Source organism: Novosphingobium sp. (assembly GCF_965229225.1).
In the GTDB taxonomy this organism is placed as follows: Bacteria; Pseudomonadota; Alphaproteobacteria; order Sphingomonadales; family Sphingomonadaceae; genus Novosphingobium.
The window spans coordinates 3715111-3729514 of sequence record NZ_OZ245867.1 but is presented as its reverse complement, the minus strand read 5'-3'; the positions used below and the strand labels follow the sequence as shown (position 1 = coordinate 3729514).

10 protein-coding genes are annotated in these 14404 nt (G+C 67.6%); 4 read left to right on the top strand and 6 right to left on the bottom strand.

Annotated elements, in window-relative coordinates; all coding sequences use genetic code 11:
* Positions 1–14 precede the first annotated feature (14 nt).
* Positions 15–1367, top strand: a complete 1353-nt coding sequence (locus ACO06X_RS17490; protein ID WP_421837459.1) for an APC family permease — start codon at positions 15–17, stop codon at positions 1365–1367.
* Between the two features lie 74 nt (positions 1368–1441).
* Here the strand turns inward: ACO06X_RS17490 and rtcR are convergent, their stop codons facing one another.
* The gene (gene rtcR / locus ACO06X_RS17485; protein WP_421837458.1) at positions 1442–3034 is read right to left on the bottom strand and encodes an RNA repair transcriptional activator RtcR; all 1593 of its coding nucleotides are present in this window, start codon (positions 3032–3034) and stop codon (positions 1442–1444) included.
* A gap of 265 nt (positions 3035–3299) precedes the next feature.
* Between rtcR and ACO06X_RS17480 the strand changes: the two genes are divergently transcribed.
* Both ACO06X_RS17480 and rtcA read left to right on the top strand, forming a co-directional pair.
* Positions 3300–4526 carry an RtcB family protein gene (locus tag ACO06X_RS17480; protein WP_421837457.1) on the top strand — a complete coding sequence of 409 codons (1227 nt, stop codon included), beginning with the start codon at positions 3300–3302 and terminating at the stop codon, positions 4524–4526.
* 39 nt (positions 4527–4565) lie between these two features.
* On the top strand, positions 4566–5582 hold the full coding sequence (gene rtcA / locus ACO06X_RS17475) for an RNA 3'-terminal phosphate cyclase (protein WP_421837456.1): 1017 nt from the start codon (positions 4566–4568) through the stop codon (positions 5580–5582).
* A gap of 34 nt (positions 5583–5616) precedes the next feature.
* Here the strand turns inward: rtcA and ACO06X_RS17470 are convergent, their stop codons facing one another.
* Positions 5617–6996 (bottom strand): nicotinate phosphoribosyltransferase, encoded by a 1380-nt coding sequence (locus ACO06X_RS17470; protein ID WP_421837455.1) that lies wholly within the window; start codon positions 6994–6996, stop codon positions 5617–5619.
* Positions 6997–7072: 76 nt separating this feature from the next.
* Complete coding sequence (locus ACO06X_RS17465) at positions 7073–8137, bottom strand: bifunctional nicotinamide-nucleotide adenylyltransferase/Nudix hydroxylase (protein WP_421837454.1); 1065 nt, start codon at positions 8135–8137, stop codon at positions 7073–7075.
* Positions 8138–8239: 102 nt separating this feature from the next.
* On the opposite strand from ACO06X_RS17465, the gene ACO06X_RS17460 reads away from it, so the two are divergent.
* Positions 8240–8923, top strand: a complete 684-nt coding sequence (locus ACO06X_RS17460; RefSeq protein WP_421837453.1) for an NUDIX hydrolase — start codon at positions 8240–8242, stop codon at positions 8921–8923.
* Here the strand turns inward: ACO06X_RS17460 and ACO06X_RS17455 are convergent.
* The 3 genes from ACO06X_RS17455 to ACO06X_RS17445 are packed head-to-tail and all read right to left on the bottom strand — an operon-like array spanning position 8904 to position 14397.
* Positions 8904–10913 (bottom strand): hypothetical protein, encoded by a 2010-nt coding sequence (locus ACO06X_RS17455; RefSeq protein WP_421837452.1) that lies wholly within the window; start codon positions 10911–10913, stop codon positions 8904–8906. The genes ACO06X_RS17460 and ACO06X_RS17455 overlap by 20 nt on opposite strands.
* Positions 10910–12046, bottom strand: coding sequence for a VWA domain-containing protein (locus ACO06X_RS17450; RefSeq protein ID WP_421837451.1), 1137 nt, complete (start codon positions 12044–12046; stop codon positions 10910–10912). The genes ACO06X_RS17455 and ACO06X_RS17450 overlap by 4 nt, the downstream gene beginning before the upstream one ends.
* Positions 12043–14397 (bottom strand): DUF5682 family protein, encoded by a 2355-nt coding sequence (locus tag ACO06X_RS17445; RefSeq protein WP_421837450.1) that lies wholly within the window; start codon positions 14395–14397, stop codon positions 12043–12045. Before ACO06X_RS17445 ends, ACO06X_RS17450 begins: the two co-directional genes overlap by 4 nt.
* Between the last annotated feature and the right edge of the window lie 7 nt (positions 14398–14404).

Here is a 14404-nt window from a genome sequence, read left to right as displayed (position 1 = left end):
TACCGTTCCGCTTGATGCACACCAGTCCTGAATTCCCGCCCCACCACCAGCCCAAGCGCGTGCTGAGCACCACGGCAGCCGCTGCGGTAGTCATGGGCATGGTCATCGGGGCGGGGATCTTCCGCACGCCGCAACTGGTGGCGCAAAGCCTTGGCGGGGAAGGCGCGCTGATGCTGGCCTGGGCGCTGGGCGGGATCTTCGCGCTGATCGGCGCGCTTTGCTATGCCGAGCTTTCCGCTGCCTACCCGGACACCGGCGGCGATTACCGCTTCCTGCGCGAGGCATTCGGCGGCGACGTCGCGTGGCTCTTTGCGTGGTCGCGCTTTGCGGTGATCTTTTCCGCCTCGGGCGCGCTGCTCGCCTTCGTCGGGATCGACTACCTCGCCGAACTGGTGCCGATGGGCACCTTCACGCGCGCGCTGGTGGCGGGCAGCATGGTGATCCTGCTCACCGCGCTCAACCTGCGCGGGGTGCAGACGGGTACGCGCGCGCAGATCGCGATGGTGGCGATGGATGTCGCGGCGCTGCTGGCGCTGGGCGGCGCGGCGCTGTGGCTGGCCTATTGGGGCGTAGCGCCGCAGCAGGTTGCAGCGGCCGCGCCCGCGCCGGTCACGCTTGCGGCTTTCGGGCAATCGATGGTGTTCATCATGCTGGCCTATGGCGGCTTCAACGATGCCTCGACGCTTTCCGCCGAAGTCCGCACGCCCGCTGACATGACCCGCGCCCTTTTCGGCGGCATGGTGCTGATCACCGCGCTCTACATGATTGCCAACTGGGCTTACGTGCGCGGGCTGGGCATGGCTGGCCTTGCCAGCAGCGAGGCCCCTGCCGCCGCGCTGATGGCGCGTGCCTTCGGATCGGCAGGCGAAGCAGTGATCGTGGTCTGCGTCGCCATAGCGGCCTTCTCGGTGCTCAATGCGCTGATCATTGTCGGTGGCCGCACGCTCTACACCGCCGCCGAGGACGAACCCGCGCTCGCGGTCCTCGCGCAGTGGGACCAGAGCAAGGGCGTGCCGCGCGCGGCGATCCTGGTGCAGACTGCGGTCGAACTGGCGCTGATCGCCTGGGGCGCGGCTTCGGGCCGGGGCTTTGCGACGATGGTCGACTACCTCTCGCCGATCTACTGGCTGTTCCTCACCATGAGCGGGTTTGCCATGGTGATCCTGCGCCGCCGCCAGCCGCAAGTGGAGCGCCCCTACAAAGTGCCGCTCTACCCGGTCCTGCCACTGATCTTCGCCGCAGCTTGCGCGGGCGTTCTCTACAGCAGCGTGGTCTACGTCGGCTGGTCGGGCTGCCTGATCAGCTTCGGCATGCTCGCACTCGGCTTCCTTGTGCGCACCGGGCTGCGGATGACCGTGAAGGGCTGAACGGCGGCGCCAGTATTCGGGCGCTGGTGACGAGCAGGGCCTTGTCATTCGGCGGAGTGCCGAGGATGCGCACATCAAGCATGGCTGGAGACCTGATCCCAATCGAGCCCGAAGCGGACCAGATATTTGCGCAGCCGGTCGGCATCATTGGTGCTGGCGCGGCGCGTACGTGAGGCCGCAAACAGCCGGCGGCCTGCTTCCGAAAGCGAACGGCTGGCGCGGCATTCCGCAACGACATGCGCGAGTTGCACCCGGTCAAACGGATCGATTGCGGCAAGGGCCTCGGCATCGAGCAAGGCAGCGAGCCCATCGTCCCCGCCGGCACTTGCGCCCCACAGCCGCCGCAGCCGTGCGATCTCGGTCGCCACCACCTCGCTGTCGATCCGGCCCTTGGGCGAGAAGGTGGCCATGCGCGTCACGCTGGCGGCAAGATCGCGGAAATTGCCCGGCCAGCGCGCCGCCGGGCTCATCGCGAAGGCGAGGTAGCGTTCGCGGGCCTCCTTGTTGAACATCACCCGCTCGCCTTCGCGTTCGGCATGGCGATCGAGTTCGTAGTCGAGGTTCGGCGCGATGTCCTCGCGCCGGTCGGCAAGCCCCGGCAGCGCGAAGGTCCACAAGTTGAGCCGGGCGAACAGGTCTTCGCGAAACGTGCCATCGGCCACGCACCGCGCCAGATCGCGATTGGTACCGGCGATCAGCTGGAAATCGCTTTGCACCTCGCGGTCGGCTCCGACGGGGAGGAAGCGTTTGTCCTCGATCGCGCGCAGGATCATGGCCTGCTCGTCGAGCCCAAGCTCGCCGATCTCGTCGAGGAACAGCATGCCGCCATCGGCGGTGCGCAGCAGGCCCGGCCGATCCGCCGCCGCGCCGGTGAAGGCGCCCTTGCGGTGGCCGAACAGCGCCGACATCGCGCTGTCGCCCCGCAGGGTCGCGCAGTTGACCTCGACGAACTGGCCGCTGACCTGCCGCTTGAGCTTCTTCAGCTCGAAGATGCGGCGGGCCAGCTGGCTCTTGCCCGCGCCGGTCGGCCCCATCAGCAGCATCGGCGCGCGGGTGCGGCCGGCGACCTGCTCGATCTCGTCTATCATTGTGTTGAACGCGGCATTGCGCGTCTCTATGCCGGACTTGAGGAACGAAGTGCTGGCCTGCGCTTCGCTGGCAAAGCGCGTGGCGATGCTGTCATAGCGCGAGAGATCGAGGTCGATCACGCTCCACTTGCCCACCGCATCGGGGCCGCCGCGCTGCGGCTGGGTCTGCAGCAGGCGGCCCGGCAGATAATGCGCCTCGGTCAGCAGGAACAGGCAGATCTGCGCGACGTGGGTGCCGGTGGTGATGTGGATCAGATAGTCCTCGGTATCGGGATCGAACGGCTGCGCGCGCGCGAAATCGAGCAGTTTGCCGTAGACTTCCTCGAAATCCCAGGCATCGGTGAAGTCGATCACATGCCGCTCGACCTGCGTCTCGGGCGAGACCGAGGCGATATCCTCGCTCACCAGTTCCGCGAGGCGGCGGTGGAGCGAGCCGTGGATCATGAGGAAGCGGTCGACCCGCAGGTCCTCGTGCATGCACAGCCCCACCGAGGGCCGCCACTTCATCCAGCGCGAGGGGCCGAACTTGGCGGCATCGAGGGTCGAGCCGAGGAATCCGATGACGGTGGTGGGCTTCATGCGCTGAATCTATAACTGCTTATATGGAAGTATACAATTTGGTGAGAAACCATGGGCGCGAATCGCGAAGCCTCATCGGCGTCTGAGAAATAATGACGCAAAAACAGCGATATATTCGCACATGCCTGACCAAAAAGGCGTTTGGCACAGCCTCTGCAGAAGAGAGCGTGCCGGGTCAGTCGAACAGCCCGGCGCCAGAGCGGTTGAAGGGGCGGCCGGAATGGGCCGGTCGCCCCGGATCGCCGGACGAAATAGAGATAGTGCCATGAGCGATGTGACCTTTGAATTCCAGCATGTGCCCGGCGGCGTGCCGATCAAGATGTGGACGCGCGGCGTGCCGGTTGACGACAAGGCGCGCGAGCAGCTGGCGCGGGCAGCGAAGATGCCGTTCGTGTTCAAGCATGTGGCGGCCATGCCCGATGTGCACGTGGGGATCGGCGCGACGGTGGGATCGGTGATCCCGACCAAGGGCGCGGTGATCCCGGCGGCGGTGGGCGTGGACATTGGCTGCGGCATGATGGCCGCGCGCACCTCGCTGATGGCGCATGATCTGCCCGACAGCCTTGAGGGCATCCGCTCTGCCATCGAGCAGGCGGTGCCGCATGGTCGAAGTGTGGGGCGCGGCCAGCGCGATCACGGCTCGTGGGGTTCGCCCCCGCCCGCGATCGTCGAGGCCTGGGCGGTGCTGGTGCAGCGGTTCGAGGCCATCTGCGCCAAGTTCCCGCGGCTGAAGAACACCAACAACCTCACGCACCTCGGCACGCTCGGCACGGGCAACCACTTCATCGAACTGTGCCTTGATACCGAGGGGCGCGTGTGGGTGATGCTCCATTCCGGCTCGCGCGGGGTGGGCAATGCCATCGGCACGTTCTTCATCGAGCTGGCCAAGCAGGACATGCGCAAGTGGCATATCAACCTGCCGGACGAGGACCTCGCCTACTTCCCGGAAGGGACCGACCACTTCGACGATTATGTCGAGGCGGTGGGCTGGGCGCAGGACTTCGCCGCGCTCAACCGGCGCATGATGATGGCCAATGTGATCGCGGCGCTGCGGGCGAAGATTGCCAAGCCCTTCGATGCGGAGATGGAAGCGGTGAACTGCCATCACAACTATGTGACGCGCGAGAACCACTTCGGTGAAAACGTGCTCGTTACCCGCAAGGGCGCGGTGCGTGCGGCCAAGGGCGTGCTGGGGATCATCCCGGGCTCGATGGGGGCGAAAAGCTTCATCGTGCGCGGGCTGGGCAACCCGGAAAGCTTTGACAGCTGCAGCCACGGCGCGGGGCGGGTGATGAGCCGGACCCAGGCCAAGAAGCTGGTGTCGCTCGACGAGCACATCGCCGATACCGAGGGCGTGGAGTGCCGCAAGGACGCGGGCGTGATCGATGAAACGCCCCGCGCCTACAAGCCGATCGAAGCCGTGATGGCCGCGCAGGCCGATCTGGTTGAGATCGTGCATACACTGAAGCAGGTGGTCTGCGTGAAGGGGTGACCTCTTTGCGCGGATCGCCCCAAACTGAATGACGGAACAATGATCACTATCGATGGATCGGAAGGCGAAGGCGGGGGGCAGATGGTGCGCAATTCCTGCGCGCTTTCGCTCGTTACCGGCGAACCTTTCCGGATCGAAAACATCCGCGCCAAGCGCACCAAGCCCGGCCTCATGCGCCAGCATGTGACGGCAGTAGAAGCTGCCTGCGTGATCTCCGGCGCGGAATGCACCGGCCTCGCAGTCGGCGGGAGCGAGCTCACGTTCCGTCCGGGGCAAGTCGTGCCGGGCGAGTACCATTTCGCCGTCGGCACAGCGGGGTCAACCGGGCTTGTCCTGCAGACGGTGCTGATGCCGCTGGTGCTGGCGAACGCGCCCTCGCGCCTCGTGCTCGAGGGCGGCACGCACAACATGCTCGCGCCGCCGTTCGATTTCATCGAGCGCGCGTTCCTCCCGATCATCAACCGGATGGGGCCGCAAGTCTCGGCACGCCTCGTGCGCCACGGGTTCTACCCGCGCGGCGGCGGGCGGATCGAGGTGGACATCGCCCCCGCCCCGCTCTTGCCGCTAACCTGCACCACGCGTGGGCCGCGCACCGGCGAGGCCGCGCAAGTCGTGGTCTCTGGCCTACCGTTCGCGATTGCCGAGCGGATGCTGGCACGCGTCCGGCGCGATCTTCCGGACTGGCCGGAAAGCGCCTTCACGCTGCGCCAGCTGCCCGCCGATCAGGGGCCGGGCGTGATCCTGATGCTGGAGGCGCAGCACAGCGAGGTGACCGAACTGGTCAGCGGCTTCGGCCAGCTCGGCGTGCCTGGCGAACGCCTCGCCCGCACTTCAGCCGCGCGGATGAACGGCTATCTCGAAGCCTCTGCGTTCGCGGGGCCGTATCTTGCCGATCAGTTGATCCTGCCCTTCGCGCTGGCAGGCGGCGGCGCGTTCTCGACCGTGAAGCCGAGCCAGCACCTGCTGACCGCGATCGACATCGCGCAGCGCTTCACCGGGCGCCGGATCACCATCGAGCAGGCACCGGGCGGGGAGCATCAGGTCACCTTCAGCTAGGCGACCTGATGCCGCATCCCGCCACACCGCCCCGCTAAACGGCCCGCGCGCGCACCTCGTCAAAGCTGTGCCGCACAAGCATGGCCCCATCGCGCCAGACGGGGCGGAGCAGGTTGTCCGCCTCCGCCACCTCGTCCATCCGGCGTGCGGCGGGCCGGCCCTGCTCCATCACCACCGCCTGCCGCCCCGCCTTGCTTGCCTTCGCAAGGTCGGTGGCGGGCGCTTTGGCCACATCGTTCCATACGCCGTCCGCATCGCGCATGGCATTGGCTTTCATGGCAAACCGCAGCGTATCGCGGTTGACCTGCTGGAGCAGACCGCCGCCCATACCGAAGGCGATATTGTCGATGGCAAAGCCTTCCGCGATCAGCCGGTCGATCAACCGGGCGATGCTGGCGGGGGTCATCCCGTCGCCCTGGATCACCCGGACATGCGGATCGAGCACGCGATAGCCCTGGGCATTCACGGTCCCGCCGAAGGCCTCCCATAGCGTCCTGATCGCGCGCGCAGGGGTTTCCACCGGATCGCCGCTATCGGGGCGCACCACCAGCGTCCCTTTGCGGGCGAGTACTTTGTCGCGCAGCGTACCGCCCCATATGCCGGTGAGCGCGGCATCGAGATCGTAGCTGTCCGAGACGACGGCCACCAATTTGCCCTCGCCGTCGAAGGCATCCAGCATGTTGGCATAGGCCGCTTCTTCGCGCGCCTTGCCCCAACTGGTCATCGTGCTGTGCTCGGCGGCGGGGATGGAAAATCCCGCCATGTCCGCACCGTAGTAGCGCCGCGCCGCGATGAGCCCCTCCATCGTATCGGTGCCCATGAAGTTCACGAGATGCGCCATGCCGCCAAGGCCCGCGCTCTCGCCGCTGCTGGTGCCGCGCGCGCCGAAATCGTGGAGCTTGAAGGGCAATTGGCCCTCCACATCCTCGCTCGTGCGCTCCAGCCCCGCGCGAATGATCAGGCGGCACTGGCGGCTGAGCGTGGCGACCGTGGTTGGATACCAGACCGCGCGCAACAGCGCCGTTTCGATGAAGGTGGCGAGCCACGGCAGCCGCGCGTCGGTCGTCTCCACCTGCACCAGCGGCACGCTGGTCGGCACGATCATGCCTTCGGGCAGCGCGCGGATCGCGATGGGCAGATAGCCGCCATGCTCCGCCAGCACGATCTCCCAGCCCGCGCGGTTGAACGGCACGCCATGCGCCGCGCAGACCGCCTCGGCCTCGTCAATATCCGCAGCCGTGATCGGGCGCGCCAGATAATCCATGAGGAACGGCTGCAGACCGAAGAACACCACGTCATCAGCAAAGTCGTTGGGCCGCGCCTCGATATAGGCGCTGATCGCGCGCGCTTCGGGCGGGTATTGCAGGTAATGGCTGTGCTTGTAGCTGTCGGTTGCCAGGATCAGGTTGGTCATGATGTGAACTCCTCACATGGTCGCGCCGGATGCAGGGCTCCCCTGCGCGGCGGGCACGTATTCTGTCGTCAGGCACTCAAAGGTCGGCCATCTGCTCGATGATGGCCCAGTGGTCCTCGAACAGCATATCCGGGCTGAGATCGCCGAGGCGGTACCACTGGGCGTGCGCGGCATCGTCGCCGCCCTTCACGCTGAACAGCTTGCGCCGTTCGGGCAGGCGGAACAGGAAGGCGTGGGTGATGATGCGCCCGCGCAAGCTGCGGCCCGGCGCATCAAACACCCGCGTGCGCGCGTCCTCGATGAAGCTGGCGAGCATGGCCGGCGGAATCTGCCCCTTGCCGTCGCTGATCGCGGTTTCCTCGCGCAGTTCGCGGATTGCAGCATCACGGATGCGTTCGGCCGGATTGACGAAGCCGCCCGGCAGCGCGAGCAGCCCCTTGCCCGGCGCGCGCCCCCGTTCGACGAGCAGGATATGGCCCGACTGAACCACGACCGCATCGGCGGTGACGAAAGGCCCCCTGCCCCACTGCGCGGGATAGGCGGCGAGGTATTCGGCCTCCTCGAGCAGGGCCTTGAAGGGCTCGCCCAGCATGAACGCCCGCAGGAACTCCGCCACGCCTGCAGAAAGGATGGTCTGCGGCACTTCGGGAAGGCGCTGGAAATAGCGCTGCCGCACGTCGCTGGACGAGAACGTGCCGTACTGGCTTTCGACTTGCAGGTTCTCCCATTCGGGGAAAAGCTTGAGGTAATAGGACGAGGCATCCTTGCCATAGCCCGCCAGCGCCACGCGGAAATCCTTGAGCCCGTGGTTCTGGAAACCCTGGCGGTTGCCGTGTTCCAGCACCAGTTCGCGCACCTTGCGCTGCACCTGTGTGACCCACGCGGTATCCGAATAGAGATGATCGGCAATCGGCGCGATGATCAGACGGCCCAGCGCCACTTCATGCCGGAAGGCGGAGCGCAGCATCGCCTCGCGCTCTGCATAAGTGAAAGGATTGCGCGGATCGCGCGCCTGTGCGGCCGATCCGACCAGCACGATCAGCCGCTCGACTTGATCGAGCGCGCGGGCAATCACCTGTTCGTGGCCGATGTGCAGGGGCTGAAAGCGCCCGATGAAGACGCCGAAATCGAAACTGTGCATGTTCGAGGCTCCCTCGAATTAAAGAGCAAACCGGACTCCCCGACTCGCTAAGTTAGCTTATTTGCAGTTTACATATATCCTGTCAACGTGTAACATCGCACCATGACTCAACCCCCCGTGGCCGTAACTGTCGATCTCGTGCTGATGACAGTGGCAGACGGGCGGCTCGCCGTCCTGCTCCAGCGCCGCAGCGCCGAGCCGTTCGTCGGCTGCCCCGCCCTGCCCGGTGGCTTCGTCCAGCCGCACGAAACGCTGGATGATGCAGCGCGGCGGGTCCTGATCGAAAAGGCGGGCTTTGCGGCGGGCGATGGTGCGTGGCTGGAGCAGCTTTACACCTTCGGCGATCCGCAGCGCGATCCGCGCATGCGCACGGTGAGCGTCGCCTATTTCGCATTGCTCCCCCACGCGCGGCTGGCCGAGGCCGTGGCGGCGCGCACGGACCTTTCGCTCGCGCCGGTCGGCGAGGCGGACGCACCGCTTGCGTTCGATCATGCGCTGATCGTGCGAACCGCGCATGAGCGGCTGCGCGGCAAGCTGGGCTATGCGCCGGTCGCCCTCGCGCTCCTGCCCGAACGGTTCGCCCTGCGCGATCTGCAGACCGTGCATGAAGCCATCAGCGGCACCCGCTTCAAGAAGCCCGCCTTCCGCAGGCGCATGCTCGATACGGGCTGGATCGAGCCGACCGGGCAACGCGAAACAGCATCGGCGTTCCGCCCGGCGGAGCTCTATCGGAAGCGGCATCACGCCCCCGGCGAAGCGGACGGAATCACACCAGCAACGGAATAGCCGAACGCTGCTGGCGGGCGATCAAGAGGGCATAGGCGGCAGCCAGCAGCGCCTCGGCGCTGCCTTCCTTTCGGAGCAATTCCGCCAGAACCGGCATTCCGAAGGAATCGAGCCGACCTGCATGCGCGGCGCGGGCACCCTCCAGCATGGCTTGCAGGCCGGGGCCCGCTTCGAGCCGGTCGATCAGGTGCTGCCACGCAGCATCGAGCGCGGTCTGCGTGCCGTCTCGCGGCAGGCGCGTGAAGGTTCGGCTCCCCAACCGGCGCTGGCGCAACCGCGCGAGCCAACTTTGCTCTGCGATTCTGCCAGTCCAACCCGGCTTCCGCCACAGCGTGAGATCGACCGGATGACCCTCACCGATCAGCGTGATCGGGGTCAGCGCCAGCCCCTGCCGCTCGCGGCTGATCTTCACCAGCACCAGCCCCTGCCAGCCGCGACTGACCGTGGCCTCCAGTGCTTCGATCGCAGTGTCGGCCTGCTCATCGTGATCCAGCGTCAGGGCCAGCCATGCACCGGTCTCGTCCATCACCGGCCAGACCAGTTGCTGCGCGAAATCATCGAAAAAGGGCGCGGCAGTCCGGGTTGGCGCCAGCAGACAGGCAGCGGGGCCGCGCCCAGCGTCGAGCCCAAGCCCGGACTGCGCCTGATGCACCTCGCGCAAATCGGCCCATGTGCGCACCGTGCCGGGCAGATCGGCGGTCGGCGCGGCGCGCGCCTCGACAATCGCGGCGCGCGCCGCCGCAGGTGCGGAAAGGCGGCCATCGGGCGAGATGTTCGCGCCTTCCAGCGCCAGCCGGGCATGGGCCAGCGTGACGAGCGGCCCCGCCTGCCACATCGCCTGATGGTGCCATGCATCGCCAGGCATGAATTGCGGATCCTGCCCGGGCCCGCGCGCAAGGCTCGTGCTCAGCCAGCGGCCACTGCCCGCCTCAACGAACCACGCGGTCACCCCGCGCGCGCCAGTAGCGGTGCGCCAGCGCTCGCCGCCGCAACCGATCAGATCGAGCGGGGCCGTGGGCGCAAAGCTGCGCCGCACCTGCCCGACCAGCGCCGCCTGCCGGTCCGCGTCACCGGCGGTGAGTGCGCGCGTGAGGGCGAAGGCAGTGGAGGTCTGTTCGAGCAGGACGTCGGGATCGAACGACAGGGCCCGCTGACGGCGCAACCGGATCTGCGCGGCGATGGCGCGCAGCATGGCAGCAAGGCGCGGCAGGGCGTCCGCGCGCGAGGAAACCGAAAGCTCGAACAGGGATTCCTCGAGCGGGACCGGCGCCAGATTGAAGCCGAGCGCCGCCACCTCGCCCAGCGCGCGGGCAATGCCGGCAAGGAACGCAGGCTCGGGCACGAAGGCGGACGGCGCGGCTGCAAGCGCATCGGCCTCAGGCTCCGTATCCGGCACGGCAAGGCCGAACTGGCGGCGCGCGGCGAGAACGGCGGCGGCATGGAGCGCCTTGCGCTGGGCTTTGGGCGATTTCGAGATGATGCCGTCAAAACCCTGACCGCGCAGGATCAGGATGGCCCCTTCAAGTCCGTCCAGTTCGACCGCGATTGCATTGGCCTGCACATCGACCTTGGCCGGTTCGCCCGCCATTTCCAGCGCCGCACGCCAGCTCGCCTTGCCGGCCCAGCGCTCAAGCGCTGCGGGATCGAAGGCCGCCAGCAGTTCGTGCGGATCGGCGGCTTGCGGCGGCGTTTCCTCGCCCGCTGGATCCTCTGTGGTCGGCGTCAGCACAAAGAGCACCGCCGCGATCCGGTGGCGGCACATCGCGGCCAACTTGCACGCACAAGGCGCCGCGCCGGGCCCCCGCGCATCGAGCACCACCAGATGGCCATCGGCTTCGACTTCAGCCTTGCCGAGCGATCCCGCGATCAGGCGCACCTTGCCCTCGTCCAGATCGCGATGCGCGCGGCGCACCAGCCCCGGATTGGCGAGCGCCGCCAGCGCGGTGTCGTCATAGGCCGCAAGGCTTTGGCGCAAGGCCGGGTCGATCATGCGATCCGCGCCCCGATCCATTCGGCGAACCGGTCCGGGGTGAGCGCGGCGATCTCCATGCCGCAGCCCGCCAGCCGTTCCGCCATGCGCCGATCATAGACCGGCGCGGCATCGTCGCTCAGCGCGCCGAGACCGAGCATGGTGATCCGCGCCGAGGCCATCCGGCGCACCGCCGCAAGCAGCCGGCCGACCGGCGCGCCTTCCTCGAAATCGCTGATGAGGACGAAGATCGTGCGCGTCGGCTGGGAGACGAGACCCTCGCAATACTCCGTCGCCGCGCCGATATTGGTCCCTCCGCCCAGCTGAACCGACATCAGCACTTCGACCGGATCATGCGCCTCGCTCGAAAGATCGACGATGGCGGTATCGAACACCACGAGCTTGACCTCCACCGATGGCAGCGCGGTGAGGATCGAGGCCATGACCGCAGCATAGATCGTCGAGGACAGCATCGAGCCGGACTGATCGACGCAGAGGATGATCGTCCAGGGCAGGCGCCGCCGGCTGCGACCATGAAAGCGCAGCCGATCCGCCACGATCCGGCCGCGCTCGCTGTCCCAGTTCTTCAGGTTGTCGCGGATCGTCTCGCGCCAGGCGAAGTTCTTCATCGACTTGAGCTGGCTGCGGCGGAAGCGGTTCGGCTTGCCGGCCAGCGCGGCCTCGACCCGGGGGCGGAGCTGCCGGAGTATCTCCTCCACCACCTTGCGGGTCACCTCGCGGATCTTCTCGCGCGCCGCCGGATTGGCCGCACCCTTGAAGGCGATCAGGGCTTTGAGCAGGTCGCGGTTCGGCTCAAGCGCATCGAGCACTGCCGGATCGGACAGCAGTTCGCTCATCCCGAGATTGTCGATCGCGTGGGCCTGCACGGTTTCATAGACCGACTGCGGAAACAGATCGCGCAGCTCGCCAAGCCAGCCGAGCGGCGTCAAGCGGGTCGGATCGAGCGAACCACCCATGCCGCCGCCCTGCTTGCCGCGCCGGAGCCCGCGCTTCTCCATCTCGCGCGCGTAGAGATAATCGAGCGCGCGGTCCGCCCGCAGGTCCGCGCCGGAAAGCTCGGAGGATGGCAGCGCGCGCTCGGCATAGCGGCCCAGCGCAAGGCGCCAGCGGCGCAGAAGCTGCGGGTCGGTCATGCGAGGCCGTCGCGTTCGAGAATGGCGTGCAATTCGCGGTCAAGCGCGAGGTTGGCGGCGAAATCGTCTTCAGGAAGCGCGACCAGCACGGCAAGACGGTTCGGATCGGCACCGATGAGATCGGCAACTTCGCTCGCCAACCGGTCCGTCTCGCGCGGGTCCAGCGGCATGAGCGCGAGGCGCAAGTGGGGCAGCAGCGCAACGAAGGCCTCCTCGCTCGCCCCCGCCACCACATCGTTGAGCGCGGTGATGATGACCGGCGTCGTCCACAGCAGCTCGCGCGCGATTGTGACCACGCCGCCGAGGAACGCCAGCCGGTCGGCAGGCTCGACATAGCCGCTGGCCAGTTCGCCGCGCAGCCGCTGCTCCAGCGCGGCCGGGGCGATCTGGCCGCCGGTCAGGGCAAAGGCGGTCACTGCACCGGCGAGCATGGGATCAAGTTCGGCCTCGCCGAGCCGGGCCAACGCCTCGTCGAACAGGGCAAGATCGAGCGGGGCGGCGGAGGACCGCGCAAGCTCGATCAGTCCGCGCAGATCGGCCAGCGCGGCAATGGCCGGGCGCAGCTGATCCTCCCCGCAATAGGCCAGTTCGGGGAGGAGGACGAGGATGCGGCGCCAGGCGGCGGCCATGATCCGGTCGAGCGTGGTGGTATCGGCAATCGCCGGCACCTCGCGGCTGCGGCGCAGGAGCACGAGATCGGTCAGCGCAGCGATGAGCGAGGCCAGTTCGGGATCATCAAGCACATGGCGCTCGACCGCGTCGAGCACCGCGTCTGCCGCCTCGCCAAGCCCGGCCCGGCACGCCGCCGCATAGAGATCGATCGCGGCAATCGCACTGCGCCCGCGGCCCTGCTGCGAAAGCTTGGCCAGCTTCTCGGCCAGCACCGCCGCCAGCGCTTCGGTCAGCGTGTCCGCCACTTCGGAGAGCTCGATCAGCCGGGTCTCCACATTCGGCGACCAGCACACCGACCAGATCTCGTGCAGTCGGTCGAGCCCGGCATCGTTGCGGAAATCGGGTCCGGCCGTGCGCTGCGCAAAGTCGGAACCGATCAGCGCCATCGCGTGGCAAAGACGGCTCGCTTCGCGGTGGCGCGGCTTGCGGTAGATATCGAGTTCGCGCGTGCGCCGTTCGCCGTCGGCAATCGTGAAGCCCAGCGCCCGCGCCTTGTCGCGCACCGCTTCGACCAGCGGGGGCGATCCGGCCGATGGCGGCACATCGCCGATCGCACTGCCGGTCAGCCAGGCCCTGAGCTCCGCGAGGAGCGGCACCTCGCCCACCGGTATCTCGTCCTTGATGAAGCTGGCGCGCACCGCATCGATGATATCGTCGCGCGCGGGAAAGGGCCGCCCGCGCAGCGCGGCAAGGCGCTCGGCCTGTTCGACCGCGTTGAGCACCACCGGCAAGCTGGGCGGCGCAAGGTCCGTGCTGCGCAAATGCGCCGCAAAGCCGGTGATGATATCCAGCGCCAGCGCCTTGCCGCCCGTCTCACGCGCCTGCCACAGCCGTTCGTAGAAACCCGGCAGCGCAAGGCCGGCGCTGTATCCCGCCAGCGCATCGAGCTGCCGCATGCCATAGCGGACAAGGTAGGAACGTCCCGCACCCGGCTTCGGCTCGACCACCTTGTCGCAGCCGGGATCGATCAGCGCGGCGGCATGGAAGCCGCCCACAAGGACCACGATAGGCCCCTCGATCGCGGCCCGGTGCCGCGCGATCAGCGCCCGCATCTGCGCCTCGCGCGCCAGAGTGCCATCGCGCGTCATCGCATCGGACGAGACGGCGCCTCGGATGCAGGCGCAGTATTGCCCGACATCGCCGAAAAAGCCCGCCCAGTCGGCCTCGGCAATGCGGCTCTCGAACAGTTGGTCCCACACTTCGTTGCCATCGCGGCAGCCGAGTTCGCGGGCGAGCGCAGTGACATAGTCGCCCACGTCAAAGGGCGTCTCATCGCCGATCAGCGAGCGGGCACCGGTGTCCTCGTCGCCGCCCGGCATCATCGCCGGGTCGGTCGACGGGAGATCGATCAGGCGCGCGGGAATGCCCCAGGCCGCTGCGGTCTGCAGCGCGATGAGTTCGGGGCTGTGGCTGCAGAACGGGAAATAGCTGACCACGCGGCGGTTGCCGCTATCCCTCGCCCCATCGCGCAGCGCGACAATGGCCACAGGCGCGCGGGTGCGAGGATCGCAGACCTGCTCGATCAGCGGCTCGAAATCGAGGGGGCCTTCGATCAGCACGGCCTTGGGCGCGACCGCAGCCAGCAGCCGCTCGAGATGCGCGGCGCAGGCCGGGCTGTGGTGCCGGATCGGCACGATCCACAGATCGCGCGCGGGATCATGGAGTGGGGGCGCTTCCACCGGCGGC

Bases quoted from the DNA above. Each gene is read 5' to 3' on its own strand.
- ACO06X_RS17450 (WP_421837451.1), bottom strand. From the start codon at position 12,046: ATGACCGACCCGCAGCTTCTGCGCCGCTGGCGCCTTGCGCTGGGCCGC.
- rtcR (WP_421837458.1), bottom strand. From the start codon at position 3,034: ATGAAGCCCACCACCGTCATCGGATTCCTCGGCTCGACCCTCGATGCC.
- ACO06X_RS17470 (WP_421837455.1), bottom strand. From the start codon at position 6,996: ATGACCAACCTGATCCTGGCAACCGACAGCTACAAGCACAGCCATTAC.
- ACO06X_RS17455 (WP_421837452.1), bottom strand. From the start codon at position 10,913: ATGATCGACCCGGCCTTGCGCCAAAGCCTTGCGGCCTATGACGACACC.
- rtcA (WP_421837456.1), top strand. From the start codon at position 4,566: ATGATCACTATCGATGGATCGGAAGGCGAAGGCGGGGGGCAGATGGTG.
- ACO06X_RS17460 (WP_421837453.1), top strand. From the start codon at position 8,240: ATGACTCAACCCCCCGTGGCCGTAACTGTCGATCTCGTGCTGATGACA.
- ACO06X_RS17480 (WP_421837457.1), top strand. From the start codon at position 3,300: ATGAGCGATGTGACCTTTGAATTCCAGCATGTGCCCGGCGGCGTGCCG.
- ACO06X_RS17465 (WP_421837454.1), bottom strand. From the start codon at position 8,137: ATGCACAGTTTCGATTTCGGCGTCTTCATCGGGCGCTTTCAGCCCCTG.
- ACO06X_RS17490 (WP_421837459.1), top strand. From the start codon at position 15: ATGCACACCAGTCCTGAATTCCCGCCCCACCACCAGCCCAAGCGCGTG.